Below are 24576 nucleotides of genomic sequence, written 5' to 3'. Positions count from 1 at the left end.
CTATTATAGCATAACTCACACTCCCCCCTCCAAACCGCAGGGAGTATTGCTACTGCTAACTTCTCTATCCGGCAAAAAAAGAACGGTGAAGCCGAATCATCCCGGCTCACCGTTCTTTAAATTAAATGAATACAGCTTCGGGTTCCGGCTGTTTCTTCAAGCTTGCCGCCGCACTTTCGGCAGCTTCTTTGGCCTGCTTAATGCAGTCCGGCAAGCCAATAGCATCATAACCTGCGCCAAAAGCATAAACGCCGGGCAGCTTCTGTCCCAGCTCACTGCGGAAACCGGCTATTCTGGCCGGATGCCCGACAGGATATTGCGGCATCGAATGCTTAAGCCGGGTAATTTCGGCAAACAGAGGTTTAGCCGTAATTCCCATGATTTCCCGCAGATCCTTCAGCACCAGCTCCGTCAGCGCCTGATCCGGCAGCTCCACATTCTGCTCATCACCGGAACGCCCGACGTAGCAGCGCAGCAGCACTTTGTCATCAGGGCTGGTGTGCAGCCATTTCGTGGAGGTCCAGGTGCAGGCTGTAATATTGCGTCCTTCCTTACGTGGTACAAGAAAACCAGAGCCGTCATACTCGGTGACGATGTCCTTCTTGGCAAACGCCAGCACCACATTCGCAACGGATACATAATTAACGTTCTCCAGCGGAGATACGTCAACATACGGACGGAACAGCTCCGCTGCAGCAAAATCCTGCACGGTGACATAAATATCATCAGCCTGCAGAATTTCACCCGTCTCCAGCTTCACCTCATACCGCGGCCCATCTGTTGCAGCATTGTTCAGCACCGTAATCCCCGCTGCTGCCGCTCCGGTCCGCTGCTCCACATCATGCAGTTCACGGATTAAGGCCTCCACAAGGCTTTGCAGACCATTACGGAAGGTCAGGAAGGCACTTTTCTTGGTACCCGTATGCGTTTCGACGGGCTTGCGGCCGGTAGTCATTCCGCGGATCAGGCTCCCGTACTTGCGCTCCACTTCACCGAATTGCGGAAAGGTAGCCTGAAGACTGATCTTACGCATATCACCCGCATAAATCCCCGCGAGCAGCGGTTCGGTCATATTCTCCAGGACCTCAGTCCCCAGTCGCCGCTCGATCAGCTCTCCGAGCGACTCATCTTCGCTGCTCCGGCGCGGCGGAAGCACGAAATCGAGCATCGCCCGCATTTTGCCGCTGAAGGATACCAGGCCGCTCTTGAGGAACGGCTTCAGCTCGGTAGGAATGCCGAGAACCAGCCCCGCCGGCATCGGATGAAGCTTGCCCCGCTGCAGTATGTACGTCTTCTTGGCATTCGGATTGGTGGTTACCAGCTCATGATCCAGCTTAAGCTCCTTGGCCAGATCACTCATCACTGTTTTGCGGGCCAGAAAGGAATCCGGCCCCTTCTCTATGACGAAGCCGTCGCGGTGCAGCGTTTCGATTTTGCCGCCGAGTGCAGTTTCCTTTTCGATCAGCACAATATCAGGCTGGTATCCGGCTTCCCGGTAAAACTTGCGGACATAAAACGCGGCGCTGAGGCCGCTGAGGCCCCCGCCGATAATGACGATCTTCCGGGGCATACCGGTCATGGCTGAATCACCTTCAGCTGGCTTGCCTTGGTGCGGACTACATCGCTGAGAACAGACATATACGCCGGATCACTATTTAACGAATCAATCCGCATCAGCCGCAGATCCAGCTCCGAAGCAAGCGCCTGGGCTTCAATATCAAGATCGTACAGCACTTCCAGATGGTCGGACACGAATCCGATCGGAGCTGACAGCACATATTTCACTTGGCTTTTGGACAGCTCACGCAGTGTATCCAGAATATCCGGGCCAAGCCAAGGTTCAGCCGTTCTGCCTGCACTCTGCCAGGTGAACTGCCAGGAGGTGACTCCTGCCCTGTCAGCGATTGCCTTGGAAGTCTCCAGCAGCTGGTCACGGTAAGGATCGCCCATGGCCAGAATCCGTTCCGGCAGGCTGTGCGCGCTGAATAAGACCTGCACATCCCCGCGGGCTGCACCGGTTTCTTCGAATTGATCCAGCTTCGCTGATACCCGTCTGCTAAGCACGTCTATCAGTTCCGGATGCAGATGGTAGCTCTCCACGAATTCCATCCGGATTCCGCTGGCATCCGCTTTTTCTTTTGCCCGTTTGATGTAGGTGCCGACACTCATTACAGAATAATGAGGGGCAAGTACAATGCCGACAGCCTGGCTAATGCCATCCCGTACCATAGCTTCAACGCCGTCTTCAATAAAAGGCCGGGCATGCTTGAGTCCCTGGTAGCACACATATTCCACATCCCCGCCGCTGCGGTTCAGCATTTCCTGCAGAGCCTCCACCTGACGGTCTGTATTCTCCCGGAGGGGGAACACGCCGCCTACAATCGCTTCGTAGCGGTCTTTCAGCTCTTTTAGCTGCTCCGGGGAAGGCGCGTTGCCGCGCCGGATATGAGTATAATAGGCTTCCACACCCTCCAGACTTTCAGGCGTGCCGTAAGACATCACGAGTACACCAATTTTAGCTGTCACGGAATCCATCTCCTTTTACGAATAATGTTCATACCAGTGTGCGGTATTATAATTTCGGTGCAGCTGCTTTCAACGCCTGCTGTGAATACGTATGGATATACTCCGTCAGTTCCCTTAGCGTGTCCAGGGAAGCCTCCGGAAATAAGCCGTGGCCCAGATTGAAAATATAACCCGGCTCCTGTATGCCTTCATCAATCAAATCCTTAGCCCGCTCCTTGAGCAGATCCATTGGGGCTGTCAGCAGATAAGGATCGAGATTGCCCTGAATAGCAAAACCTCCGCCGGTTCTGCGTCTGCCTTCAGTAAGGCTCACACGCCAGTCCAGTCCGATGACATCGGCCTGCAACTTGGTAAGGCTTGGAAGCAGTTCTCCGGAGCTTACGCCCGGAAAATAAATCTTCGGTACATCAAGATCAGACAATTCGGCAAAAATACGGGAAATCGTAGGCAGCACATACCGTTCGAAGTCACGCGGGGCCAGTGCACCCACCCAGCTGTCGAACAGCTGAAAGGCTTTGCCGCCGCTCTTCACGTGGGCACGCAGATAAGCAATTACCATATCGCCCAGCTTATCCATCAATTTCTCCCAGACGCGGGGCTGGCTGAACATCATTTCCTTGGTACGGTGATAACTCTTTGAAGGTCTGCCTTCAATTAAATAACTGGCAATCGTAAACGGGGCACCGGCGAACGTAATCAGCGGCACATCCAGCTCCTTGTCCAGTATGGCGATAGTCTCCAGCACATGGCTGAGGTCGCCTTCTACATCAATCGGTTTCAGCCGGTCCACATCGGCAGCTGTCGCAATCGGATTCTCGATAACCGGGCCGATATTCTTCACGATGTCAAACTTCACACCGATGGAAGCCACCGGGTTCATAATGTCGGAATACAGGATAGCCGCATCCACACCCAGCTTGCGCACAGGCATCAAGGTTACTTCCGCCGCAAGTTCCGGCTGGCTGCAAATTTCCAGCAGCGAATATTTTTCTTTGATTTTACGGTACTCGGGATCATAACGGCCGGCTTGCCGCATGTACCATACGGGAACGTGGTCCGTGTCCTGCTGTCTGCAGGCGCGGATAAAAGTATCATTGTAGGTCATGATAAGATCTCCATTAGTTTGATAGGATAGTTGCTGACGCATATAACTTATTATGCCCCTTTTAAAAGATGGTAACAACCGTTCTCACGTCAACGGAATGACAATCCAATGACATTACTATGACAAGTGTTGCACCGGACAACCAAAAATATATGATATACTGATAGAATGTCAATTTTTCGTGAATTTTTTAGATAGAACTCTCTGAAAGGAAGTGAAAGCACTTTGAAGAATTGGGAGACTTGGAAGGTCAACCTCATGGTGCTTTGGTTTGGCCAATTTCTGGTAAATGCCGGCATGACAATGATTACCCCGTTCCTGTCTCTTTATTTAGCCAAGGATCTTGGAGTAACCGGTGATCATTCTATCGGGATGTGGGCAGGCCTTATTTTTGCCGCAAACTTTTTGACCTCGTTCTTATTCCAGCCGCTGTGGGGCAAGCTCGCCGACAAATACGGCCGCAAAATCATGCTTCTGCGCTCCAGCTTCGGTATGGCCATCGTCATGGTACTGATGGGCTTCGCCCAGTCGCCGATGCAGCTCCTGCTGCTGCGTCTGCTAAACGGGACGATTTCCGGCTTCAATCCGGCCTCCATCGCGCTGGTATCCGGTACAACCCCTAAACCTCGTATGGGTTTTGCCATGGGGCTGATGCAGTCCGGGTCGGTTGCAGGAACGATTCTGGGACCGTTGATCGGCGGGGCGCTGGCTGACTGGATCGGCTTCCGCCCGATTTTTTATGTCGTCGGTGCGCTCCTGTTCGTTGCTTCGCTGCTCGCTTTATTCCTCGTGAAAGAGAAGTTCAACCGGGGCGAAGCCGCAAAGGCACCGCAGGTATCGGTACTCGAAGGATTTAAAGAACTGGCGAAGGTGCCGCAGCTGCCTGCACTGTTCGGCGTGACCTTCCTGCTGCAGTTTGCGATGATCAGCCCGATGTCCCTGCTGCCGTTGTACGTGGAGAAGCTGCATGGCTCCGCCGTTAATATCGCATTCTGGGCAGGGATGGTCAGCGCGGTTACCGGTATATCCAACATGCTGGCTTCTCCGCTTCTCGGCAGGCTGAGCGACAAGGTCGGCGCCCATCGTATTTTGACTTATGCGCTGATCGGCGCGTCCCTGTTCCTAATTCCGCAAGCCTTTGTGACAAGCGTCTGGCAGCTGATCATCATCCGTTTCCTGATGGGAGTGTTTATGGGAGGGCTCCTGCCAAGCGTGAATGCTCTCATCCGTTCCTATACTCCAGACGGTAAAGAGAGCAGGGCCTTCGGCTTCAACAGCAGCACGCTGGCCCTGGGTAATATGCTTGGAGCGGTTATCGGCGGATTCTTATCGGGTTATATCGGGATTGAAGGCTTATTCATTATTTCCGGCGGGTTCCTGCTGATCAATACAGTCTGGGTACGCCTCAAGCTGTACAAGCCGACCCGGCACCATTGGTTCCGCTGACACCCGGAGACTCCAGCTTACTTCACCATGGCTAAAGCTAGTCCATCGTACGCAGGCAGCAGCGTGCTGGTCAGCCGCTCATCGCTGGCGATCATCTCATTGAACCGGCGCATCGCCTGTACTGCGGGTCCGTTCTTATCTGTATTCAAGGTACGGCCGCGCAGGAAAATATTATCCCCGGCGATAATGGCCCCCGGTGATGCCAGGCGGATTGCATACTCCAGATAATTCGGATAATTCTCTTTGTCCGCATCGATGAAAAAGAAATCAAATGTCCGGCCCTCCGCTTCGAGCCCCTGCAGGCTGTCCAGCGCGGGGCCGATTTTGTATTCTACGGCTTCGCCGAAGCCTGCTTTGACTAAGTGGCTATGTGCCAGTTCGGCGTATTCCGCCTTCAGCTCAAGGGATGTCAGCTGGCCGCCGGAGGCAAATCCGCGGCATAAGCAGATCCCGCTGTATCCGCCAAGCGCACCGATCTCCAGGATGCGGGTGGAGCGGGACAGGCGGACCAGCATCGAGAGTAGCCGCCCGTACCCCGGAGCGATGGAGACCTCAGGCATCCCGTGATCCGCAATCGCCTGTTTGACCTCAAGCAATAATTCATCCTCTTTATAGAGCATTTCGCTGTATTCTTCCTGATTAGGCATATGTATTCTCCTTTGATATTGTGAAGTCCCGCGCATTCACCTATACTTAGAAGGATCGGCTAGGCCAAGCTTTACTAAGCGCATGCACAGAATAAAGGCGATGCACAGTGTCGTTGTTACTTCTCTGCTTTTCTTATTGTACTGGCTAGGAGCAACCATCTACAAGCTAAACGGAGTTGAGCGCATTTGGGTAAATTACAATTGATCGCCACCGCCCCTATGGGGCTGGAGGCTGTAGTAGCACGTGAACTAAACGAACTGGGTTATGAGACCACCGTCGAGAACGGACGGGTCTTGTTCAGCGGAGATTATATCGATATCTGCCGCTGCAATTTATGGCTTCGTACCTCTGACCGGGTATTGGTAAAAATGGGCCAATTCCCTGCCAAAACCTTCGATGAGCTGTTCGAAGGCGTCAAAGCTATCAACTGGGAAGATTGGATTCCCGAAAACGGGGAGTTTCCGGTAGAAGGCCGGTCCCACAAATCCCAGCTTACCAGCGTACCTGCCTGCCAGGGGATTGTCAAGAAAGCGATTGTTGAGAAGCTGAAGCAGTCGTACCGCACCGAGTGGTTCCCGGAGAACGGCCCGCGCTATGTGGTTGAGGTGATTCTGCTGAACGACATTGCCCTGATTACTCTGGATACCACCGGTCCGGCACTGCACAAACGCGGATACCGCCGCCAGGCGACAGAAGCGCCGCTGAAAGAAACAATGGCTGCCGCCCTCATCCAGCTTAGCCGCTGGAACGGACACCGTCCATTGTACGATCCATGCTGCGGCTCCGGTACCATCCTGATCGAAGCGGCAATGATTGCCTGGAACATCGCGCCGGGACTGCGTCGTTCGTTCCCGTCCGAACATTGGCCGGAGATTCCAAAGCGCCTGTGGGAAGAAGCCCGCGATGAGGCCTTCGATGCCGTACGCGACGATTATCCGCTGCAATTAACCGGCACCGATATCGATCCCGCAGCAATTGAAATTGCCGAAGCTGCCGCCAAAAGCGCTGGGCTGGCCGGAGAAATCACCTTCAAGCATCTCGCGGCTGCCAAAGCCCGCCCTGAGGGCGATTACGGCTGCATCATCACGAACCCGCCTTACGGCGAGCGGATCAGTAATGACAAGGAAGTAGAGAAGCTGACCCGCCAATTCGGCGAGATGATGCTGTATCTACCGACTTGGTCCTTTTTTGCGATCAGCCCGTACAAGGAATTTGAGCAATACTACGGCCGCAAAGCGGACAAGCGCCGCAAGCTGTACAACGGCCGGATCGAATGCCAATATTATCAGTATCTCGGCCCGCTTCCGCCGCGTAATCCGCAATAAGCAGCATGCAAAAAGCCTTAAGCCCATACAGCAGCGCTGTAAGGAGCTTAAGGCTTTTTATGTGTCTTCGACGTTCTAGAATAGCAGGTTATCCGGATTCGTGCCGATCCGCTCTCCGGCATCCAGCCCGCTAATCGCGCTGACTTCATCCGCTGACAGCTCAAAATCGAAGATTTCGCTGTTCTCTTTGATCCGCGAGGCTGTAACTGACTTGGGAATGATGACGATGGAGCTCTGCAGCCCCCACCGCAGAATAACTTGGGATACCGTCTTGCCGTGTTTCCCGGCAATGCCCTGCAGCAGCTCGTTATCCTGCAGTCTTCCCTTCATCAGTGGTGCCCACGCTTCAATCTGGATCTGATGTTGTGTACAGTAGTCACGCAGCTCCTTCTGGATAAACCGAGGATGCAGCTCCACCTGATTGACTGCAGGAACAATACTGCTCTCTTTTTTCAATTCCTCCAGATGATGGATCTGGAAATTGCTGACCCCGATCGCCCGCACACGGCCTTCCCCGTACAAGCGCTCTAGGGCACGCCAGGTGTCCTTATATAGGGTCTGGCCCGGCCAATGGATCAAATACAGATCAATGACATCGAGCCCGAGCTTTTTGCAGCTGGTTTCAAAGGCCCGCAGAGTTGTATCATACCCCTGATCGGTATTCCACACTTTTGTAGTTACGAACAGGCTGTCCCGCGCCACACCGCTTGCAGCTATCGACTGTCCGACCTCTTCTTCATTGCCGTACACCGCTGCTGTATCAATGCTGCGGTACCCCAGTTCGAGTGCGGTTGCTACCGCCTTGGCCACCTCGGCCCCTTCCGCTTTATAGGTCCCCAGACCAAACCAGGGCATGTGCACACCGTTATTCAGAACCGTACTGTCAGTCAGATGCATCATCTCAAATCCCTCCTAATCTATGTATACAGCTGTGAAACAATAAGCACATTATATCATGGCCTGACAGCCGGACCCAAACCAGCCCGGACCCGGGCATGCAAAAAACCTCCACACATGGTGCGGAGGCTGTTAAACCCGTTAATATGGTGCACTGGCTGAATACTGCTGCCAGGTATCTGAATTAATCTTTGGCGACTGGCCGTTTTACAAAAGCTTCTGCTTTGGCCAACACTTCATCCTCAGTTGGAGCACTGACATAACGTCCGTTAATATAGATAAAGGCCCGTTTGCCGCAAGGTCCGCAGTAGGACTTGCAGCCGACTTTGATCTCGGCGTCCGGCGCCATTTTACGCAGCTTGGGCAGGATGGTTTTCATTCGGGTGTGATTGCATTGATCACAAATTTGTATTTCGTTAGCCATGGAGCAACCCTTCTTCTTGTCCGTTAGTCATCGGCGAATTTTTAGTGGTCGCCATGATTACCTTTTGACGGATTAGTAATGACAAAGCCTTCTTCCGGGAAGTACAAGTAGTCGATCTTCACACCGTCCAGCAGCGGCTGGTTCGGATCAAGAATAACATCGATCTCTTTATCCGTAGAAATTACAACATCAGTTTCTTGGGGCGTGTCCAAATCAAGACCGTAGTGGGCATGGTCGCCGTGAGCATGTGTAATCGCTACGCGCAGCTTCAATTCGCTGTTGCCTTCAAGCTCCATGGTTTTTTTTATCACTTTAGCCGCATTGCGGGTAATTTTGACGTTCATTCCTCATCCATCTCCCAGGCACTATATTTTAAAACCTCAATAATTTATTTTAAGGAAAGTGGACTGTAAAAGCAACCACCCTGGGATAAATAGATCTGGAATCAAGTGCAAAAGATTCTTAAAAATTTCACCTTCCGCTCTTCAGCGCCGGATACTTGCGGTCCATCCGAGACACGAACCAGCCCATCAGCAGCATGGTCACGCCAATATCATCAATCGGCATAAAAGGCATGATATCAGGCAAAACCCAATACAGGAGCACCGGAATGGTGAAGAGCAGCTTGTCCGCAAGCGTTACAGAAGGTGAAATAACGTATTGCCAGGAGTTGCGTAATATATGAGACCACCGCTTCAGCGACAGCAATTTTCTTAGTTTCATAGGTATCCTCCTCTTTCCATAAGAAAAGGATACAGCCGCGAAGCAAGTGCAAATATGATTGCGGCCGTACCCTTTGCTGTTATCTTACGCAAATTTGCAGGATGTGTTTCATTTTTATTTAAAATTCGAGAGAATCGTTGCTAAAATCCAGCCTGTTTCCAGCGCCATATCCTCATAATCAGCCAGGGGCAGCGGATTCTTGCCAATCCCCAGCTCTACCGTAAAACCAGGCTTACGGAAACGCTGGATGAACCAATCCTTATACCCGGCGTCACTGCCGGTCAGCTCAACCGCGCGGTATCCGCTGGCCGCCGCCAGACGGGCGGCCAGCTCTTTGCTCTCCGGAGGTTCATATCCCCGGTAGTTCCAGTAGATCTCTCCACCCTGGCTGTGCAGCGACACTGCTGCCTCCCCGGGATATTGCTCAGCCAGAGCCGCGAGCGCTGCTGCTTCCGGTTCGCTTAACGGAGCGGGGCCGCTGTAATCGCGGGGGGCCGGACCGGTTATTCTGCGCCGGGCAACCTCTTCCTCCCAGTGAGCCGGGAACTGGTCACCTAGATCCACACCGCGGAGGTTGGCCTTCCAATGACGGAAGCTGTGTCTGCCGCAGTTCCATTTCATGAGCGCTTCATAATAGGGATGTCCCGGCTGTACGCCTTCCTGTACCAGCTCCACACCATCCGGGTTGGCCATCGGCACAGCCCATATTGTCCAGTTCTGGTACCAGAGAGAAGGATCATGTCCGTTCCAGTCCCTCCCCTCCGCGTAAGCCGAGGCATATTGTTCTATAAAAGACATCAGGCAGGGTGATGTCAGCCATTCATTGGCGTGCAGAGCGGCATTCACATGCAGATGCCGGGGTCCACTCCCGAGCCGCAGCACATGCAGCGGTTTGCCGAGCACACTGGTTCCGATGCTGTCCCGGTGAAGAAAAGGAAATTTGTCCGTAAGCTGCCTGACATCTTCCTCAACATCTTCCGGTCCGTATTCACTGTTGACAGCTACCCTGCCGCTGGACAGCGGCTGGGGGATGACCAGCACCTTACCCGGGATACATTGGCGTGCGGAGGTGACGCCGGGATTTAGAGTTTCAAGCTCCTCAATGCTCACTCCGAACAGAGCAGAGATGGAAGCTGCATCGTCCCCCTGCTGCACGGAGTAACGCTTGCGCGGTGCAGAGGGCAGGAAAAGAATTTGCCCCGGGTACAAGTAGGGCTGTCTCCCTGCCCACGGATTCCCTTGGATGACATGTTCCGGTGTAAGTCCATGCCTGGCGGCAATGCGGTTAACAGTGTCTCCCCTGCGGGTAATATATTGCTGCATATGTCTCATCCTCTCAAACCCTCTAGTTGCCGTCATCCCCTGCAAGACTTCGGGGCACAGCCTCAACTTATTGTATGCAGCCCCTACTGCCGCGCATGAACGAAAAGAGCTTGACCGCGCCTGACCGCACGAAAAAGTGTAACCGCATACAAACATAGTGGAGCTTACAATAATATGGCTCAACAGGGAGGTGAAAAAAACAAAATGATTTGTTCTTTTGGTTCCGTTTCTTAGAGATGCATAAAAAACTCGATAAAGATCAACATAGACGCAAAATAATTTTGAATGCTTATAAAAAGAAGAATCAAATGACTAATCGCAAGCATGAGGTCGGCATGTTAATTATCAACTTTACATCTAGGTTTCCGATTTCTTAATCTAACTAAACCATCAATAATTAACCCTTCTAAGAAGTATGAAAGAAAATGAACGATATAAGAGGGAAAGGCAACGGTAATATCGGCACTACCACTGTTTATCGTTGCACTTTCATAATTGAAATACCAATGGTTAAACGGTTCCAAATAAATCGTATTAACCAATACGGGATTAGAAATAAATAAAAGAATATTTTTTCTGTCATACCCTAAATAGTTATGTAAGCAGATTGCAATACTAACAAGCGAAAACCAAAATGTAGCTCTTTTTAGAATCACGCATACCACCACCATTTATTTAAATTCACTATATTATACCAATTTATGTGCAGTAATTAATACCCTTTTAACAACAATACTTTCGATAAGAGCGTTAAAAAAAAGAAACCAGGGCAATATTTCCCTGGTTTCCTTGATAAACACTTAGTACAGCCTCGAATACAGTTTGTCCCTATTCATGTCACCACAGTAATCTACAAAGAGGATACCTGCCAGACTACAGGTGTGCGTTTGAGCTGCTCACCAAGCCAGTCGCGGGCGATCCGCTGGAACATTTCGGCATCTCCGCTGCAGAAAAATTGGTGGATCGGGGTTTCATCCCCCTTGGCCAGCTGGCCTTTCTGGTAGAGAATGGTGCTAATTTCCCGTGCAGTCTCATCCGCCGAGCTGATCAGCTTCACTCCCGGCCCCATTACTTTGCCTATCGGCTCTACCAGGAAAGGATAATGTGTACAGCCGAGAATCATAGTATCGATGGGCTCGTATTTGATTCCGTTGAGAGATTCAGCCACTGCGATATGGCTTTCCTCTGAGCGGAACATGCCTTGCTCCACAAAAGGGACAAGCGCCGGACAAGCCTGGCTGACCACCTCGACAAACGGGGACAGCTGCTTCAGCGCCGCTGTATAAGCCCCGCTCTTTATCGTTCCGATGGTGCCGATGACACCGACCCGGCCTGTTTTGGTTGCACTGATGGCGGCGCGGGCACCGGGATGAATGACTCCGATTACCGGTATGGACACCTTGGCAGAGATATAGTCCAGCGCTGCCGCTGTTGCGGTGTTGCAGGCGATAACAATCATTTTAGGATTAAATTGAATTAAGTAGTCCACAATCTGTTCAGTGAACAATTTCACTTCTTCGGTTGAACGGGGTCCGTATGGGGCACGGGCAGTATCGCCAAAATAAATGATTTTCTCCCTAGGGAGCTGTCTCATTACTTCTTTGACAACCGTAAGTCCCCCCACACCTGAGTCTAGTATAGCTATAGCTTGCTGCACGAACACACCGCTTCCTTTAACTTGTTTTGTGTAGCTTATGTAAGGTCAAAACAAAGTGTACCTGACTTTGAGCCCCAATTGCAGATATTACTCTTTTTACGGCCCCAATTCAAGGAAGTATTGAAAAAACCGCCTCCCGCCGGAAGCGCGGAAAGCGGCTGTATGCCTGCTGGAGCCTTATATATTCAGCATTCACTAGTTACGCGGGCTGCAAAATAAATTTAGATAATACCGTCTTTGTCTTTGTCTGTATCCGCTGCACCATCTTCATTCACAACAGCCTCCGCGCTGTCTGCGGCTTCTTCGATACCGGCATCCGCCACATCCTGGTCATCCTCAATGGCTGCGGCAATAATTTCTGCTGTTTCGGTTTCGTCCAAGCTTACCGGAGCTTCTTCTGTGGCGATTCCGCTGACCACGGCAAGCTCCTCTTCCGTATCAGTTTGGGTATACTGCTTGCTCCATTCCTTCACTTCACTCACCACAGACTCTACCGCGTCCTTGGCTTTGCCATACAGCTCCGATCCTTTATCTCCTGCCTGGGCGGCAATTTCCTGCACTTTATCAATCGCCCCATTCGTTCCGTCAACAATATCCTTGCGCAGTTCTTTTCCCGGCTTGGGTGCCAGCAGCAGCGCCGTGACTGAACCCACTACGCTACCGGCCAGAATTCCCCACAGCAAGCTTTTGCTATCCTTTTTCATCGTCCATCTCTCCTTTGGATTCAAAGTGCCTCTGCCCGGCCATCCGGGCTATCGCCTAGTTCTGCTATATCATAAGCGCAGAGAGTTTGTCCTGTGATTACTTCAGGAAGTTTTTTCAGAAGGATTGTCCTGTCGGTTTGTCGGGTTAGGAGTGATGGCATACCGGCAGCATTGTCCGCCTTCCGCCATACATTCCGTGCGTGTCACCTTAGCCCCGAGCAGCTCCTCGAAAAGACTCTGTTCGCATTGGCAGGCTTTGCGGTATTGGGTGGCAACCTGACGGATGGGACAATTATATTCCCGCATCACATATGAGCCGTCTTCCCCCTTGCTCCATTCCGCCATATACCCCCCGGAGTTCTGGATAGAGGACAGCTCAGCTACCCGCTCCTCCAGATTACGGTTCTCCATCATCGGGGTATACTGGGCAAGCATCCGCCTCCGCCGGCCTTCAAACAACACATTCACAGCCTCCAGCCCGCTGGTGTGATCAAGCTCCCTCAGCAGCTCCAGGGCCAGATTATGATACGTTTTGGGAAAATGCTCTTCTGCCCGCTCGGTCAGCGAATATACATGCAAGGGCCTGCCCATTGCCTGGCGTACTACCTTGGTCTTGGCCAGCGACTCCTGCTCCAGCTGGAGCACATGACGCCGCACGCCCATCTCGGTAATCCCGAGCTCTTCCGCCAGCGCGCCGATGGTCAGCGGCCCTTTCATTTTGAGCAGCGTCATTATATTGCGTCTTGTCGATCCGCTCTCCTGACCCTTCTTCATGTTCTGGAACCTCCTCTCCTTACGGCTTCCGTCCGTGTAATGCCCTCCGGTCCGCCAGGTTACCCTCTTTTCAAACCGGCAGCTCCGCTCCCAGCTCCTGATCCAGATACCGGTGCACCTCTGCGGCAAAACGCTCCAGAACGCCTGGAAGCACCTTCGTTAGCGGATGCAGCGCGCTGCGATCCCAGGAATAATAATCCTGCACAAGCGGCTTACGGAGCGCTACCAGGCTAATGAGCACATCGTATATCCCGCTGTCTCCAAGCACCTTCTCCTCATGGATAATCGAGATGATATCTTCATAACTACCGGCATCACGCATAATGAATCCGTCGATCAGACAGCTCCCCACGTCGGTAACGACCTCTATCGCCAAATGCAGGCAGCGTTCCTGCACCAGACCCATGACAATGCTTCCATCCCAGGAATCCGCAGCGCCCCGCAGACCGGTCCCGATATCAGGAATCTGCCCCAGTATATTTTCAATTTGCTTCCGGTTAACATAGTACACAGCTGACCCTCCAAGTCTGGTGGTATAAATGAACTACAACGATTAAGAATTTATTTGTCTCGCTTGCCGCGGCGTTTCAGCCAGAACAGCATGGTGAAGCAGGCGGCCAGAAAGACGATCAGGTAGGTTAACGCTTCCATCGGATACTCAAGCTCACGCATTTACATCACCGCTTCCGGAATAGAATGGGAACTCCTGCCGCTCCCGGCAGCCTTAAATTTCGTAGTCTACGGCGTAGGACACTTCCTTGACCTCGTTGATGTGCGCTATTACTTCCTTATGGGCGGGGTGCACCTGATATGCCTGCAAATCCTCCAGTGAGGCAACCTCAGTTACCAGCGCAATGTCAAAAGAACGCTCCGAACGAACGACATCGGTTCCAACCTCGATGGAAATCAGCTGAGGGATTTTACCTTCCATATTCTGCAGAACTGCTACTGTAGCAGCGATACTTTCCGGTGACGAGTCTTTTAATTTGAAAAATACGATATGCTTAATCATCTATTTCGCTCCCTGCCCTGAATATTGTAATTTGTTTAGTAAAAATATATCATAACGGCAAGACTTCTGAAAGAAACTTAAACCTCATGTCAGCAATTACAGCATTAACCATTGCAGCGTTCCCGAAAGTATTGTAGTATAACGTTAAAAATTCGGAGGAAGTATGCCTAAGAATCAACAAGAATCTCATAAAATCCAGGCCTGGTCTCTGATCAACCGCAAATATCTTGGACAAGGCGTACGGGTCAAACGGTTCCGGAGGCCCAAACGCAGCCAGATCCGCAACCGCGTTCTGCTTGCTATCCTGATGGCTAAGGACATTAAATTGTCCAAGCTTGCGGAAGAGCTCGCCGTATCCTCGCGCAGTGTGAGCGCCTGGGTATACGAAGGACGCATTCCTTCCAGAAACAATCTGGAGAAGGTCTGCCGCCTGCTAGGCTATCCGTCCCATATCCTGTTCAATGAAGCTCTCCTGCGGCAAAGTCCGATTGTATGCCAGCCTACACCTTCACGTTTTATGAAAAGAACACTTGCCCACTCACCGCAGAATAATGTGATTTTGACAGGGCTGTGTATGGTGTATGATTTCTCTGTAACCGATGTCAGCGTCTGGATCGGTGTACATCCCGGCACATTCCGCAAATGGCTGCATCAATGCCATCTTCCAACCTTGGCCCTGCAGGAAAAAGCCGAAAACTTCTTCCGTATTCCACGGAATATTCTGTTCGCTGACTGCGATTTGAGATAGGCGGGCGCGAAGTCCCACATGAACAATCCCCCACAACCTGGTTCCAACTATACTTAAGGCCCTTCTTTATATAAAAGAAGGGCCTATTGACGTCTGATGAGATTCAGTTTATTTTACGCGCAACAATGTATCTGAGTATGTATTCGTGGATTCCTCCCTGTTCACTCTCAAGCTTCTCGGGGAATGATCCGGTCTGGAGAATCTCTGTCCCTGAAAAATGACTTCTTAAATCGGCTTCAGTGAAAAAGTGGGCATACTTCCCCGGCTTATATTCATAGGTTCCCTGTTCGAGCCGTCTGCCGCAGCCGTTATTGCGGTCTTCATCGGAAAAACTTGTGAAATAAAGCAGCCCGCCGGTGCGCAACTGGGCAAGACTTGCAGCAATCAGCTGCTTCCGCTCCTCTTCCAGAAACAAATGAAGCACATCGTAGCAGTAGACGGCATCAATCTGGGTATTCAGCTGCGGTTCCAGCGCAGAACCGGCGATAAAGATAGTGTCCGGGTCCCATGCTGCAGCAAGCTCCAGGGCCTCGGTGCTTAATTCGATCCCGTAGGTAGTGAATGCGGCTGAGAATACCTTGCTGTTACGTCCATAGCCCGCACCGGGAACCAGGACAGAGCTCAGCCCTGCTTCCTGAAACTTCTTTTTGGCCCACTCCGCGGAGGGACTGGGTTCCCTTCCCCAAATCATGCCTTCACGGGCAAACCGCCCGCTCCAGTACTGCGACATATCTGTCCCCCCCCTTTGCAGTGTTCATACAGCTTGTACTGCATTGATGTCTATCTTAATTCACCGGAGTGATTCATGCAAAGCTTAAACGCACAGCAAAGAACGGCCGGTCCGGTATTCCGGGACATTGGCCGTTCTTGTTAGTCCATATGAAAAGAACCATACCTGCAGCTACCAGCTTGATTTGGTGATACCGGGAATCTGCCCTTTCAGCGCCAGGTCCCGGAAGACGATCCGCGAAACCTTAAATTTGCTTAGATAGCCTCGGGGTCTGCCGGAGACGGCGCATCTGTTCTTTTGTCGGGTGGCCGAGGAATCGCGCGGCAGCTTCTGCAGTGCCGCATAATCCCCCTTTGCCTTCAGCTCTCTTCGTCTATCCGCATATTTGGCGACCAGTTCCTGCCGTTTAAGCTCTTTAACTACTTTAGATTTCTTTGCCACGCTGGGTCTCCACCTTCCTAGTTCAAATAGTATATTGCCTATTCATTTAACGCTGTCTTCAGTGCTTCAAGATTCTGGTGCATAATCGCCGCATAGTCCAGATTATTGCTGCGTTCCTCATCAGTTAATCCCTCAATCGGATTCAGCACAGCCGCCTTGGCTCCGATTTCCTGGGCAATAGTATCTGCTACACTGGAGGAGACGAGGGTTTCAAAAAAGATCGTCTTTACAACATGTGCCTTCGCAAACTCAACAACCTCAGCCATTTGGGCGGCGGATGGCTCCTGATCCGGTGAAAGGCCGGCAATCGGTACTTGTGTTAGGCCATACTCCTTAGCAAGATAGCCGAAGGCTGCATGCTGGGTAATGAAATCCGTGCGCTTCGTACCCGCAAGTCCGTCTTTGAAGTCCTGATCAAGGTGTTCCAGCTTAGCGACATAGCTGTCTGCATTGGTGTGGAATGCAGCGGCATTCTCAGGAGAAGCAGCGGACAACGCAGCTTCAATGGTACGGACCTCTTGAATTGCCAAGGCAGGAGCCAGCCAGACATGCGGATCAAGTCCGCCATGGTCGTGATCATGGCCCGGTTCTTCTTCAGCATGAGCTTCATCCGCATGTTCATGATCTTCTTCGGCATGATCATGGTCATCCGCTTCTCCTTCGGTATGAGCCTCTTCCTCCTCTGTGCCTTCCATAATCTCCAGTCCTTTGCTGGCTTCCACGGCAACCAGCTTGCTGCCTGAGGCACTGTCCAGCACCTGCTCAGCCCAGGCCTCCATACCAGCCCCATTGTAGACAAACACATCGGCACCGGTTATTGCCGCCATGTCCCGGGCGGTTGGCTCCCAGTCATGCGGCTCGATTCCCGCAGGGACCAGCGTCTCCACATCGGCGAGATCGCCAACGATGTTTTTGGTGAATTCGTACATCGGATAGAAGCTGACTTTAATCTTCAGCTTATCCGGGGCAGCAGAACTGGTCTCTACTGTAGACGGGCCAGGGTTAGCATTAGCACCTGTACTGCCGGCATTGTTTGCAGAGTTGCTGTTGCTTCCGCAGCCGGCGGCAATCAGCAGGGCAGATAGGGACAGAACAGCAAGATGACGGATTCGAAAAGTAAACATGAGGGATAACAGCTCCTTTTTTCTTCAATGATTTCTATGGTTTGGCATGAATTTCGAGTTGCTTCAAAGGTCTTCTATATTTGCTGCAGCGGTGTTTCAGCCTTAATAGCTTCTGAACACCGATTGCTGTAAGCAGGAATATAAGCAAAATAAGGGCGATCGTGCCTCCCGGAGGTGTATTGATGTAATAGGATGCGGTCAGACCGCTGAAAACTCCGAGAAGGCCTGTCAACACTGCAATTAGTATTGCGGCGGTGAAGCCGGATGCGATGCGCAAAGCGATCGATGCCGGGAGCACAATCAGTGCGGACACCAGGAGTACACCGACTACAGGCATAGCTGCAGCAACGGTCATTCCCGTAAGCACTGCAAACGAAAAGGACAGCAGACCTGTATGTACACCGCTGATGCTAGCGGTTTCTTCGTCAAAGGTCAGGCTGTAAAGCGGCCTGCGTAAAACGATGAAATAAAGCAATCCGGCGGCCGCAACAAGTGCGATAAGCTTAAGCTGGGTATCGCTGACAGCGACGATGGAGCCAAACAGATAGGAGCTGAAGCTCTTGCTCAGATTCTGCTTCAGGCTCATTAGTACAACCGCTAGCGCCAGCCCAGAGGTCATGATGATCGCTACCGGAAGCTCGCTGTATGTACGGTAAGAACGACGCAGCTGCTCGATGATGATGCCGCCGGCAACGGCCACCGCAAAGCCGCTGAGCGCGGGATTAAGCTGCAGTACCGTGCCCAGTGCTACCCCGGCAAGCGATACATGCGACAGCGTATCAGCCATCAGCACCTGGCGGCGCAACATCAGATACACGCCAAGCAGCGGACCTATCATACCAATCAGGCCCCCGGCCCAAAATGCGCGCTGCATGAATTCGTAACTAAACATGTCCAGCCCTCCCGCTCCTTCCGCTCCAGGCTGATAATGCAATCCAGATAGGGGCTTGTTTCTTCGAGGCCATGAGTGACCATAATCACCGTCCGGCCATGCGCACTTACATAATGACGCATCAGTCCATAGAAGCCGGTACGGCTCTCCAGATCCATGCCGGTTGCAGGTTCGTCCAGCACGAGCACCTGCGGCTGCTGGGCCAGCGCCCGGGCGATACAGATCCGCTGCTTCTGCCCGCCGGACAATTCGCCGATTCTGCGGTCGCGGTATTCCCACATATCCACCTGCCGCAGGCAGCGCTCCACAAGCGCCTCCTGCTCCTGCGTGAAGCGCCGGAACAGCCCCAGCCGCCCGTAGCAGCCGGAACGGACCAGCTCAATCACTTTGCTGGGAAATCCGGCATTGAAGGCTGCGACCTGCTGCGGAACGTAGCCGATCTCAAGCCTGCCTTCCACAGCCAGCTCCTGGTTTATGGTAACTGTTCCGCTCCATGGGCGGAGCAGTCCCAGCATCAGCTTAAGCAGTGTAGTCTTCGCTGCCCCGTTCGGGCCGGTAATCCCGATAAACTGCCCGGCTTCAATATCCAGTGAGAGGCGGTCGATGACCGGATCCTCCCCGTAACCGAACACTACATCCTGCATCGATGACAAAATCATGGAGTCGCCTCCCTTTCAAATTTATAATGGTTTAACTGTCCATTCACCTGAAAGAAATGATACGGACTTCAGCGCCGTTAGTTGGATCATTTGGAGCGGGAATGCCCTCCTACGGACTCAGATGACGTTAATTCGTCCAGAACATGCTAATCCGTTCCTATTTCCGGCAGATAACGTCTCTGGTGTCCGTATGGAAATCCCGAGATTGATTATTTGCAAAATAACGGCACTGGAGTCCCAAACAGCGAACTCACTCGCCTAGAACCATCATGATTATTCGCTCCCATTGCTTATTAGTAATTATTACGAATTGACTCCACTGATAATATCGTAATAATTACGATTTGTAAACCCAAAACAACAAATTAATCGTAATACCAACGATTAATCATGAATTAAGGCGGCAAAAAGCCGGAATCACCTGACGACGATTCCGGCTTACCGTTAGACCTTTCCTAAGCATATTGCGCTTGATCCGGGTTGGCATCACTTACTCCCATACTTGGTGCTCTCTATCCCTATTCTGTAAATGGCACCTATTCCTGAACTGCCGCCAGCAGCTTCTCTGCCGGCCAGGGCAGCGGATTATTGAACTGCTTCCAGTCCTGCTGCATCTCTTCCGTGGTCAGCAGACATCTGTCGAGCCGTGCCTCCAGCGCAGCGCGGTCCATGCCGACACCAATGAACACGATCTCATTCATCCGGTCTCCCCACTGTCCGTCCCATTTGGCTTTTACATCCGGCTCATTCTCAAGCACCTCAAGCTGCTGCGCTTCCGGCAGTGTAGCCAGCCAGTAGCCGGCTGGTCCGAACTGGATCGAAGGCCCAGCCTGGCTTAATGTCGCGGCAAGGTCTCCACCTACCGCAAGCCAGACCAGCCCTTTGGCGCGTACAACCTCTTCCGGCCAGTTGCTGAAGAAAAAGCTTAGTCTCTGCGGATGGAACGGCGTTCTGCGCCGGTAGACAAAGGAACTAATGCCGTATTCTTCTGTTTCCGGTGTATGGCCGTCCTTATTCAGCTCGGCGATCCAGCCGGAGGACATGCTTGTTTGTTCAAAATCAAACCGCCCCGTATTCAAAATTTCTTTGGGATCCACGACGCCATGGACCGTGCGGATCATCTTGGCAGACGGCTGAAGCTTGCGCAGCACAGCCTCCAGCTTGTTCAGCTCCTGCTCTTCCACCAGATCACATTTGTTGAGCAGAAGTACATCACAGGTCTCAATCTGATCGATCAGCAGATCGACAATATCACGGTAGTCACCTTCCCCGGCAGTCATATGCCGGTCGATCAGACTGTCGCCCGAAGCAAAGTCATGCCAAAACCGGTTAGCATCAACCACCGTGACCATCGTATCCAGTCGGGCCAGCTCAGTAAGATCAATATCAAGATCCGGATTGGCGTAGGTGAAGGTCTGGGCCACAGGAACCGGTTCGCTGATGCCGGAGGATTCGATCAGAATGTAATCGAACCGGCCTTCAGCGGCCAGATTGCTTACTTCACGCAGCAGATCATCCCGCAGAGTGCAGCAAATGCAGCCGTTAGACATTTCCACCAGCTTCTCTTCCGTCCGTGAGAGCGTGTTTCCGGATTTCACCAGATTGGCATCCACATTCACCTCGCTCATGTCATTGACAATGACCGCCACCTTCAAACCGTCGCGGTTATGCAGAATGTGATTTAGCAGTGTGGTTTTGCCGGAGCCGAGGTAGCCGCTCAGCACAGTTACAGGTATTTTCTTCATCGGTTTGCTCCTTACCTTAGCGTAGTTTCATTCTACGCGTCACTGAAATGCTCAGCGTGTCTCACGGTGCAGCGTAACGCGCTTCAGACGCGGACAATACTTCTTCATTTCCAGCCGTCCCGGATTATTTCTCTTATTCTTGGTAGTGGTATAGTTGCGGTCGCCTGTTTCTGTACAAGCCAAAGTTACAACTGTTCTCATCGGATTCAGCTCCTTTTATTTAATCGTAATAATTACGATTTACACATCATACAGGTAATAATAACCGGATGTCAACCGTCCGCGGCAGAAAATTCTAATTTTCATCACGGGTACTCTCTTAGAATTGTGGTCTTTCTGTCCGCCAAATGACGTATAGATGGAATTATGAAACTATGATTCTTGCAGTTACAAAAAACAAAAGCGGGAGTGTGGACCATGAAGATACCGGTGATGATATTGAGCGGTTTTCTGGGGAGCGGGAAGACAACCCTCCTGCTCACCCTGCTGAAGGAGAGCAAGGCACGGGGGCTGAATCCGGGTGTAGTGATGAATGAGTTGGGGAAACGTGATGTGGACGGATACATTTTGCAAGAGCATACTGGCACAACGGTGGAAAAGCTGCTGGACGGCTGTGTATGCTGCAGCCGCAAGGAGGATCTGCCGAGGAGCCTGAATGCCCTGCTCGCCCGGCGGCCGGATATCATCTTTGTTGAGCTAACCGGGGTTGCCGACCCCGAAGAAATTGCCAAATCGCTGCAGGCCCCTCCGCTAAGCGAGCGTCTCATGCTGCATTATACAGTTACGGTGCTGGATGCGGAGAACGTACTGGAGTATAACAGCCGTTTTTCGGCCGATAAGCAGCTGATCCGCACCCTGCGCAAGCAGCTGAGCGGTGCCGACCTGCTGATCGTCAATAAATCCGATCTCGTGGAGCCGGAAACATTATGGAGAATTGAAAAGACCGTCCGTAAGTATAACGCGGACTCGGAGATCGTCTTTACCCATTACAGCGAAATTAATCTGGCTCCGCTTCTGGCTGGAATCAGCCCTCAGGCCCCCCGCAGCGCAGCGGCACAGCGCAGTTCCCGCAGCATTCATGGAGTTCCGCTGGAGCGCATGAATTCAGGGCACTCCCGGGGAGCAACTGCTGTGCAGGAGCCCGAAACAAAGTCGGAAACCTCTTATTCACAAGTCTCTGCCGTTACGCTAACCTTCCCGCAAGCAGGGGAACGGAGTATCTGCAGAGGGGATCTGGAAGCTTTTTTCCAAGAATGGGGCAGCAGCCTGATAAGGGCAAAAGGACATGTCCGTCTATCCGGACTGGAAGAAGAGCTTCAGCCCGTTCAGCTGGTCCAATTCGCCGGAAACCGCGTAACCTGGGAAACCTCCCGCTATCCCGGCTTGCCCTATATCGTATTCATCGGTCTTAATCTGGATGAGAAACGTCTGGCCGAGGGCTGGAATGCACTATTCGCCTAAAGCAAAGACCGGGAAGGAGCTAATCCACCCTTGACAACCCTTTTGCCGTTCAAAATCATGCCGCTGCTTGTTCCCGCTGTCTTCCTGATCATCCTCGGTATGGTCTGGCTGCCGGATCACCCGGAGCTGCTGGACAATGCGTATATGGATACCTTTAAAACCTCCTTTATCGGCATATTGCTGGAAGCCCTGCCGTTTGTGCTGCTGGGGGCGCTGCTCTCCTCGCTGCTTCGCGTATTCGTGCCGGACGAATGGATCTCACGGTGGATTCCGCGGCGGCCGGTTCCGGCGATTCTGTTCGGCTGTCTGCTTGGTATTATTTTTCCGGTCTGCGAATGTGGGATGATCCCGCTCGTCCGCCGCCTGATGCACAAAGGGATGCCGCTATATGTAGCTGTCGTGTTCATTCTTTCCGGCCCGATTCTGAATCCTGTCGTCTATGGGGCAACACTGACCGCCTTCCGCTCTCATCCATGGCTGGCTTATGCGCGGATGGGACTGGCTTTTGCCGTGGCTGCAGGGATCGGACTCATCATTTATGCCACGGTCCGAAAATCGCCGCTGCGCCTGTCCATCAAACGGGAGACTGCCGAACCCCATCAGCTCCGTACGCGTGGAGGCCGGCTGGTCTCGGTCCTTGTACATACCTCGGACGAGTTTTTTGAAATGGGCAAATATTTAATCATCGGATGCCTGCTGACCTCCGGCATTCAGACTTTTATGAATCACGGCAGCTTAGCCGCCATTGGAGAACAGCCGCTCGGCTCCTATCTGTTCATGATAGGACTCGCCTTCGTGCTCTCCCTGTGCTCGACTTCCGATGCCTTTGTTGCGGCTACCTTCCTGCATACGTTTCCTGCCGGTTCTCTGCTCGCCTTCATGGTGCTTGGTCCGATGCTTGATTTCAAGAATTCACTTATGCTGCTGTCGCTGTTCAAAACACGATTTGCCATGTACCTGTTCTTCCTCATCTTCTCCGCTGTGTTCATCGGTTCGGTACTCGCTTCATTATGGCTGTGAAGAGCAAGTTTTGCCGATGTAGCTCGTGGAAGATTATGCTTACAAAACTTTTAGGAGGTCCACATGAATGACCCGCGAAGCATCCGCATTCATTATCTGCTCAGGGCGGTCATTCTGCTCGGTTTCGCGCTGTATATCGGACATTTAAGCCAGCAGGATGCACTGCATTATTATGTTGCGCCCAAGCTGGCGCGCTGGATCAGGCTCTGTCCGGTGCCGCTGTCACTGATGGCTGCAAGTCTCGGTCTGCAGGCTTTATTCGGCAAAAGCAGCGCATTGTGCGACTGCGAGCACCAGCTGCCCCGTTCTCCCTTGAGAAGCAGTGCCCTCTACGGCCTGTTCCTCTTTCCCCTGCTGCTCGGCTTTCTGCTTCCCGACCGGGCGTTAGGCAGCGAAGCGGCTGCCAGGAAGGGAATCTCCCTAACCTATGCCCTGCCCGAAACCGGGAGAGAAGAGCGCTTTACCGCCGTTAATCCTTATCAGGCTGAGTTCGCCGAACTGGCCGGTAAGCTGTATAAGCAGCCGGTTATTAACGTACATCCGGAGATCTTTTCGGAGACATTCGGCGCAATTGATCTGTATAAGAAGCAATTTGAGGGTAAAGAGATCAGCGTATCCGGATTTCTGTACCGGGAGCAGCGGGCCGGCAGTTATATCTATGCAGTGAGCCGCTTTCTCGTACAGTGCTGCACAGCTGACGCGACCCCTTTTGGCATCCTGCTTGACCCGCAAACACAAATAAGCCTGCCCGCGGACACCTGGATTGAGGTACGGGGCAAGCTTCATGCTGCAGTATTTGAAAATGAGGAAATTGTGATGATTACGCCGGAGAGTCTGACACCGATCTCTCAGCCTTCAACACCATATGTGTACACCAGCGCCGATTCCATTGCAGCCTTGGAGCAGCTTCCGGTCAGCCGGGCAGAGAACGAGGGCAAATAATTATACCCAGCTCTTTGTACTCTGCCAGAGGCTCTTCATTAACGATTACGCAGCCGCTTCAGTACATTTCGCAGCCAAAACGTAATTAGCACATAGATCAGCAGCACCACAACCAGCGTCACCATCCGCTCTGTTGTAGAACCATCCGCGAACAATACCGGTCCCAGCCCGAAAAAGGTAACGATCAGATACAGCAGAGCGAACAGTATATAAAGGAGCCATTTCATGTAGAGGCCCTCCCTTCACAAGG

General features: G+C 52.2%; 28 protein-coding genes. 6 read left to right on the top strand and 22 right to left on the bottom strand.

Annotated elements, in window-relative coordinates:
- Positions 1-121: 121 nt before the first annotated feature.
- Genes hemY through hemE form a run of 3 tightly spaced genes read right to left on the bottom strand, consistent with a single transcriptional unit; the run spans position 122 to position 3631 of the window.
- Positions 122-1579, bottom strand: a complete 1458-nt coding sequence (hemY, locus tag L6H70_RS00285) for a protoporphyrinogen oxidase (protein WP_236328384.1) — start codon at positions 1577-1579, stop codon at positions 122-124.
- Positions 1576-2526, bottom strand: a complete 951-nt coding sequence (gene hemH / locus L6H70_RS00280) for a ferrochelatase (protein ID WP_236328383.1) — start codon at positions 2524-2526, stop codon at positions 1576-1578. Before hemH ends, hemY begins: the two co-directional genes overlap by 4 nt.
- A 46-nt stretch (positions 2527-2572) precedes the next feature.
- Positions 2573-3631 carry a uroporphyrinogen decarboxylase gene (gene hemE, locus L6H70_RS00275; RefSeq protein ID WP_236328382.1) on the bottom strand — a complete coding sequence of 353 codons (1059 nt, stop codon included), beginning with the start codon at positions 3629-3631 and terminating at the stop codon, positions 2573-2575.
- A 225-nt stretch (positions 3632-3856) separates the two neighbouring features.
- Between hemE and L6H70_RS00270 the strand changes: the two genes are divergently transcribed.
- Positions 3857-5077: an MFS transporter gene (locus L6H70_RS00270; RefSeq protein WP_236328381.1), complete on the top strand. Its 1221-nt coding sequence runs from the start codon at positions 3857-3859 to the stop codon at positions 5075-5077.
- Positions 5078-5094: 17 nt separating this feature from the next.
- Here L6H70_RS00270 and L6H70_RS00265 read toward each other — a convergent pair whose 3' ends face one another.
- Entirely contained in the window at positions 5095-5724 is a 630-nt protein-coding gene (locus L6H70_RS00265; protein WP_236328380.1) for an O-methyltransferase, read from the bottom strand.
- Positions 5725-5910: 186 nt separating this feature from the next.
- Between L6H70_RS00265 and L6H70_RS00260 the strand changes: the two genes are divergently transcribed.
- Positions 5911-7050, top strand: a complete 1140-nt coding sequence (locus tag L6H70_RS00260) for a THUMP domain-containing class I SAM-dependent RNA methyltransferase (protein WP_236328379.1) — start codon at positions 5911-5913, stop codon at positions 7048-7050.
- 75 nt (positions 7051-7125) lie between these two features.
- Here the strand turns inward: L6H70_RS00260 and L6H70_RS00255 are convergent, their stop codons facing one another.
- The 10 genes from L6H70_RS00255 to L6H70_RS00210 form a co-directional block, all read right to left on the bottom strand.
- Complete coding sequence (locus L6H70_RS00255; RefSeq protein WP_236328378.1) at positions 7126-7950, bottom strand: aldo/keto reductase; 825 nt, start codon at positions 7948-7950, stop codon at positions 7126-7128.
- Between the two features lie 181 nt (positions 7951-8131).
- Entirely contained in the window at positions 8132-8371 is a 240-nt protein-coding gene (locus L6H70_RS00250; RefSeq protein WP_206104237.1) for a YuzB family protein, read from the bottom strand.
- A gap of 41 nt (positions 8372-8412) precedes the next feature.
- Positions 8413-8715, bottom strand: a complete 303-nt coding sequence (locus tag L6H70_RS00245) for a HesB/IscA family protein (protein ID WP_236328377.1) — start codon at positions 8713-8715, stop codon at positions 8413-8415.
- Positions 8716-8842: 127 nt separating this feature from the next.
- Complete coding sequence (locus L6H70_RS00240) at positions 8843-9094, bottom strand: hypothetical protein (protein ID WP_236328376.1); 252 nt, start codon at positions 9092-9094, stop codon at positions 8843-8845.
- A 114-nt stretch (positions 9095-9208) separates the two neighbouring features.
- Positions 9209-10417, bottom strand: coding sequence for a M14 family metallopeptidase (locus tag L6H70_RS00235; RefSeq protein ID WP_236333023.1), 1209 nt, complete (start codon positions 10415-10417; stop codon positions 9209-9211).
- 850 nt (positions 10418-11267) lie between these two features.
- Positions 11268-12074 carry a glutamate racemase gene (gene racE, locus L6H70_RS00230; RefSeq protein ID WP_279306713.1) on the bottom strand — a complete coding sequence of 269 codons (807 nt, stop codon included), beginning with the start codon at positions 12072-12074 and terminating at the stop codon, positions 11268-11270.
- A gap of 221 nt (positions 12075-12295) precedes the next feature.
- Positions 12296-12778: a YtxH domain-containing protein gene (locus L6H70_RS00225; protein WP_236328374.1), complete on the bottom strand. Its 483-nt coding sequence runs from the start codon at positions 12776-12778 to the stop codon at positions 12296-12298.
- 102 nt (positions 12779-12880) lie between these two features.
- Positions 12881-13552 (bottom strand): helix-turn-helix transcriptional regulator, encoded by a 672-nt coding sequence (locus tag L6H70_RS00220; protein WP_236328373.1) that lies wholly within the window; start codon positions 13550-13552, stop codon positions 12881-12883.
- A 70-nt stretch (positions 13553-13622) separates the two neighbouring features.
- Complete coding sequence (locus L6H70_RS00215; RefSeq protein ID WP_236328372.1) at positions 13623-14063, bottom strand: DUF86 domain-containing protein; 441 nt, start codon at positions 14061-14063, stop codon at positions 13623-13625.
- Between the two features lie 213 nt (positions 14064-14276).
- The gene (locus L6H70_RS00210) at positions 14277-14564 is read right to left on the bottom strand and encodes a Dabb family protein (RefSeq protein WP_054939994.1); all 288 of its coding nucleotides are present in this window, start codon (positions 14562-14564) and stop codon (positions 14277-14279) included.
- A gap of 163 nt (positions 14565-14727) precedes the next feature.
- Here L6H70_RS00210 and L6H70_RS00205 point away from each other — a divergent pair, with 163 nt between their 5' ends.
- Positions 14728-15312, top strand: coding sequence for a helix-turn-helix domain-containing protein (locus tag L6H70_RS00205; protein ID WP_236328371.1), 585 nt, complete (start codon positions 14728-14730; stop codon positions 15310-15312).
- A 103-nt stretch (positions 15313-15415) separates the two neighbouring features.
- Here L6H70_RS00205 and L6H70_RS00200 read toward each other — a convergent pair whose 3' ends face one another.
- The 7 genes from L6H70_RS00200 to rpmG form a co-directional block, all read right to left on the bottom strand.
- Complete coding sequence (locus tag L6H70_RS00200; RefSeq protein WP_236328370.1) at positions 15416-16042, bottom strand: class I SAM-dependent methyltransferase; 627 nt, start codon at positions 16040-16042, stop codon at positions 15416-15418.
- A 171-nt stretch (positions 16043-16213) separates the two neighbouring features.
- Entirely contained in the window at positions 16214-16483 is a 270-nt protein-coding gene (gene rpsN / locus L6H70_RS00195; RefSeq protein ID WP_236328369.1) for a 30S ribosomal protein S14, read from the bottom strand.
- A gap of 38 nt (positions 16484-16521) precedes the next feature.
- On the bottom strand, positions 16522-17607 hold the full coding sequence (locus L6H70_RS00190) for a metal ABC transporter substrate-binding protein (RefSeq protein WP_236328368.1): 1086 nt from the start codon (positions 17605-17607) through the stop codon (positions 16522-16524).
- 34 nt (positions 17608-17641) lie between these two features.
- Positions 17642-18505, bottom strand: a complete 864-nt coding sequence (locus tag L6H70_RS00185; RefSeq protein WP_236333021.1) for a metal ABC transporter permease — start codon at positions 18503-18505, stop codon at positions 17642-17644.
- Positions 18451-19158 carry a metal ABC transporter ATP-binding protein gene (locus L6H70_RS00180; RefSeq protein ID WP_236328367.1) on the bottom strand — a complete coding sequence of 236 codons (708 nt, stop codon included), beginning with the start codon at positions 19156-19158 and terminating at the stop codon, positions 18451-18453. The genes L6H70_RS00185 and L6H70_RS00180 overlap by 55 nt, the downstream gene beginning before the upstream one ends.
- Before the next feature lie 536 nt (positions 19159-19694).
- Positions 19695-20903 carry a GTP-binding protein gene (locus L6H70_RS00175; RefSeq protein WP_236328366.1) on the bottom strand — a complete coding sequence of 403 codons (1209 nt, stop codon included), beginning with the start codon at positions 20901-20903 and terminating at the stop codon, positions 19695-19697.
- A 51-nt stretch (positions 20904-20954) separates the two neighbouring features.
- Positions 20955-21104: a 50S ribosomal protein L33 gene (rpmG, locus tag L6H70_RS00170; RefSeq protein ID WP_236328365.1), complete on the bottom strand. Its 150-nt coding sequence runs from the start codon at positions 21102-21104 to the stop codon at positions 20955-20957.
- Between the two features lie 216 nt (positions 21105-21320).
- On the opposite strand from rpmG, the gene L6H70_RS00165 reads away from it, so the two are divergent.
- From L6H70_RS00165 to L6H70_RS00155, 3 genes are all read left to right on the top strand, one after another.
- Positions 21321-22364 carry a CobW family GTP-binding protein gene (locus L6H70_RS00165; RefSeq protein WP_236328364.1) on the top strand — a complete coding sequence of 348 codons (1044 nt, stop codon included), beginning with the start codon at positions 21321-21323 and terminating at the stop codon, positions 22362-22364.
- Between the two features lie 57 nt (positions 22365-22421).
- A complete protein-coding gene (locus L6H70_RS00160) occupies positions 22422-23384 on the top strand; it encodes a permease (RefSeq protein ID WP_236333019.1) in 963 nt (320 codons plus the stop codon).
- A gap of 63 nt (positions 23385-23447) precedes the next feature.
- Positions 23448-24326 (top strand): TIGR03943 family putative permease subunit, encoded by an 879-nt coding sequence (locus tag L6H70_RS00155; RefSeq protein ID WP_236328363.1) that lies wholly within the window; start codon positions 23448-23450, stop codon positions 24324-24326.
- A gap of 38 nt (positions 24327-24364) precedes the next feature.
- Here the strand turns inward: L6H70_RS00155 and L6H70_RS00150 are convergent, their stop codons facing one another.
- Positions 24365-24553, bottom strand: a complete 189-nt coding sequence (locus tag L6H70_RS00150) for a DUF6954 family protein (RefSeq protein ID WP_236328362.1) — start codon at positions 24551-24553, stop codon at positions 24365-24367.
- Positions 24554-24576 lie beyond the last annotated feature (23 nt).

Source organism: Paenibacillus auburnensis, assembly GCF_927798115.1.
Taxonomy (GTDB): domain Bacteria; phylum Bacillota; class Bacilli; order Paenibacillales; family Paenibacillaceae; genus Paenibacillus_AQ; species Paenibacillus_AQ auburnensis.
Note: the sequence above shows the minus strand (reverse complement) of the source record. Positions and strands in the feature narration are given on the sequence as shown.

What these genes read in the sequence shown, in the direction of transcription:
- hemY (WP_236328384.1), bottom strand. Translation starts at nt 1,579, where the DNA reads ATGACCGGTATGCCCCGGAAGATCGTCATTATCGGCGGGGGCCTCAGC.
- hemE (WP_236328382.1), bottom strand. Translation starts at nt 3,631, where the DNA reads ATGACCTACAATGATACTTTTATCCGCGCCTGCAGACAGCAGGACACG.
- L6H70_RS00265 (WP_236328380.1), bottom strand. Translation starts at nt 5,724, where the DNA reads ATGCCTAATCAGGAAGAATACAGCGAAATGCTCTATAAAGAGGATGAA.
- L6H70_RS00255 (WP_236328378.1), bottom strand. Translation starts at nt 7,950, where the DNA reads ATGATGCATCTGACTGACAGTACGGTTCTGAATAACGGTGTGCACATG.
- L6H70_RS00250 (WP_206104237.1), bottom strand. Translation starts at nt 8,371, where the DNA reads ATGGCTAACGAAATACAAATTTGTGATCAATGCAATCACACCCGAATG.
- L6H70_RS00245 (WP_236328377.1), bottom strand. Translation starts at nt 8,715, where the DNA reads ATGAACGTCAAAATTACCCGCAATGCGGCTAAAGTGATAAAAAAAACC.
- L6H70_RS00240 (WP_236328376.1), bottom strand. Translation starts at nt 9,094, where the DNA reads ATGAAACTAAGAAAATTGCTGTCGCTGAAGCGGTGGTCTCATATATTA.
- L6H70_RS00235 (WP_236333023.1), bottom strand. Translation starts at nt 10,417, where the DNA reads ATGCAGCAATATATTACCCGCAGGGGAGACACTGTTAACCGCATTGCC.
- L6H70_RS00225 (WP_236328374.1), bottom strand. Translation starts at nt 12,778, where the DNA reads ATGAAAAAGGATAGCAAAAGCTTGCTGTGGGGAATTCTGGCCGGTAGC.
- L6H70_RS00220 (WP_236328373.1), bottom strand. Translation starts at nt 13,552, where the DNA reads ATGAAGAAGGGTCAGGAGAGCGGATCGACAAGACGCAATATAATGACG.
- L6H70_RS00210 (WP_054939994.1), bottom strand. Translation starts at nt 14,564, where the DNA reads ATGATTAAGCATATCGTATTTTTCAAATTAAAAGACTCGTCACCGGAA.
- L6H70_RS00205 (WP_236328371.1), top strand. Translation starts at nt 14,728, where the DNA reads ATGCCTAAGAATCAACAAGAATCTCATAAAATCCAGGCCTGGTCTCTG.
- L6H70_RS00200 (WP_236328370.1), bottom strand. Translation starts at nt 16,042, where the DNA reads ATGTCGCAGTACTGGAGCGGGCGGTTTGCCCGTGAAGGCATGATTTGG.
- L6H70_RS00190 (WP_236328368.1), bottom strand. Translation starts at nt 17,607, where the DNA reads ATGTTTACTTTTCGAATCCGTCATCTTGCTGTTCTGTCCCTATCTGCC.
- L6H70_RS00180 (WP_236328367.1), bottom strand. Translation starts at nt 19,158, where the DNA reads ATGATTTTGTCATCGATGCAGGATGTAGTGTTCGGTTACGGGGAGGAT.
- L6H70_RS00175 (WP_236328366.1), bottom strand. Translation starts at nt 20,903, where the DNA reads ATGAAGAAAATACCTGTAACTGTGCTGAGCGGCTACCTCGGCTCCGGC.
- rpmG (WP_236328365.1), bottom strand. Translation starts at nt 21,104, where the DNA reads ATGAGAACAGTTGTAACTTTGGCTTGTACAGAAACAGGCGACCGCAAC.
- L6H70_RS00165 (WP_236328364.1), top strand. Translation starts at nt 21,321, where the DNA reads ATGAAGATACCGGTGATGATATTGAGCGGTTTTCTGGGGAGCGGGAAG.
- L6H70_RS00160 (WP_236333019.1), top strand. Translation starts at nt 22,422, where the DNA reads ATGCCGCTGCTTGTTCCCGCTGTCTTCCTGATCATCCTCGGTATGGTC.
- L6H70_RS00155 (WP_236328363.1), top strand. Translation starts at nt 23,448, where the DNA reads ATGAATGACCCGCGAAGCATCCGCATTCATTATCTGCTCAGGGCGGTC.
- L6H70_RS00150 (WP_236328362.1), bottom strand. Translation starts at nt 24,553, where the DNA reads ATGAAATGGCTCCTTTATATACTGTTCGCTCTGCTGTATCTGATCGTT.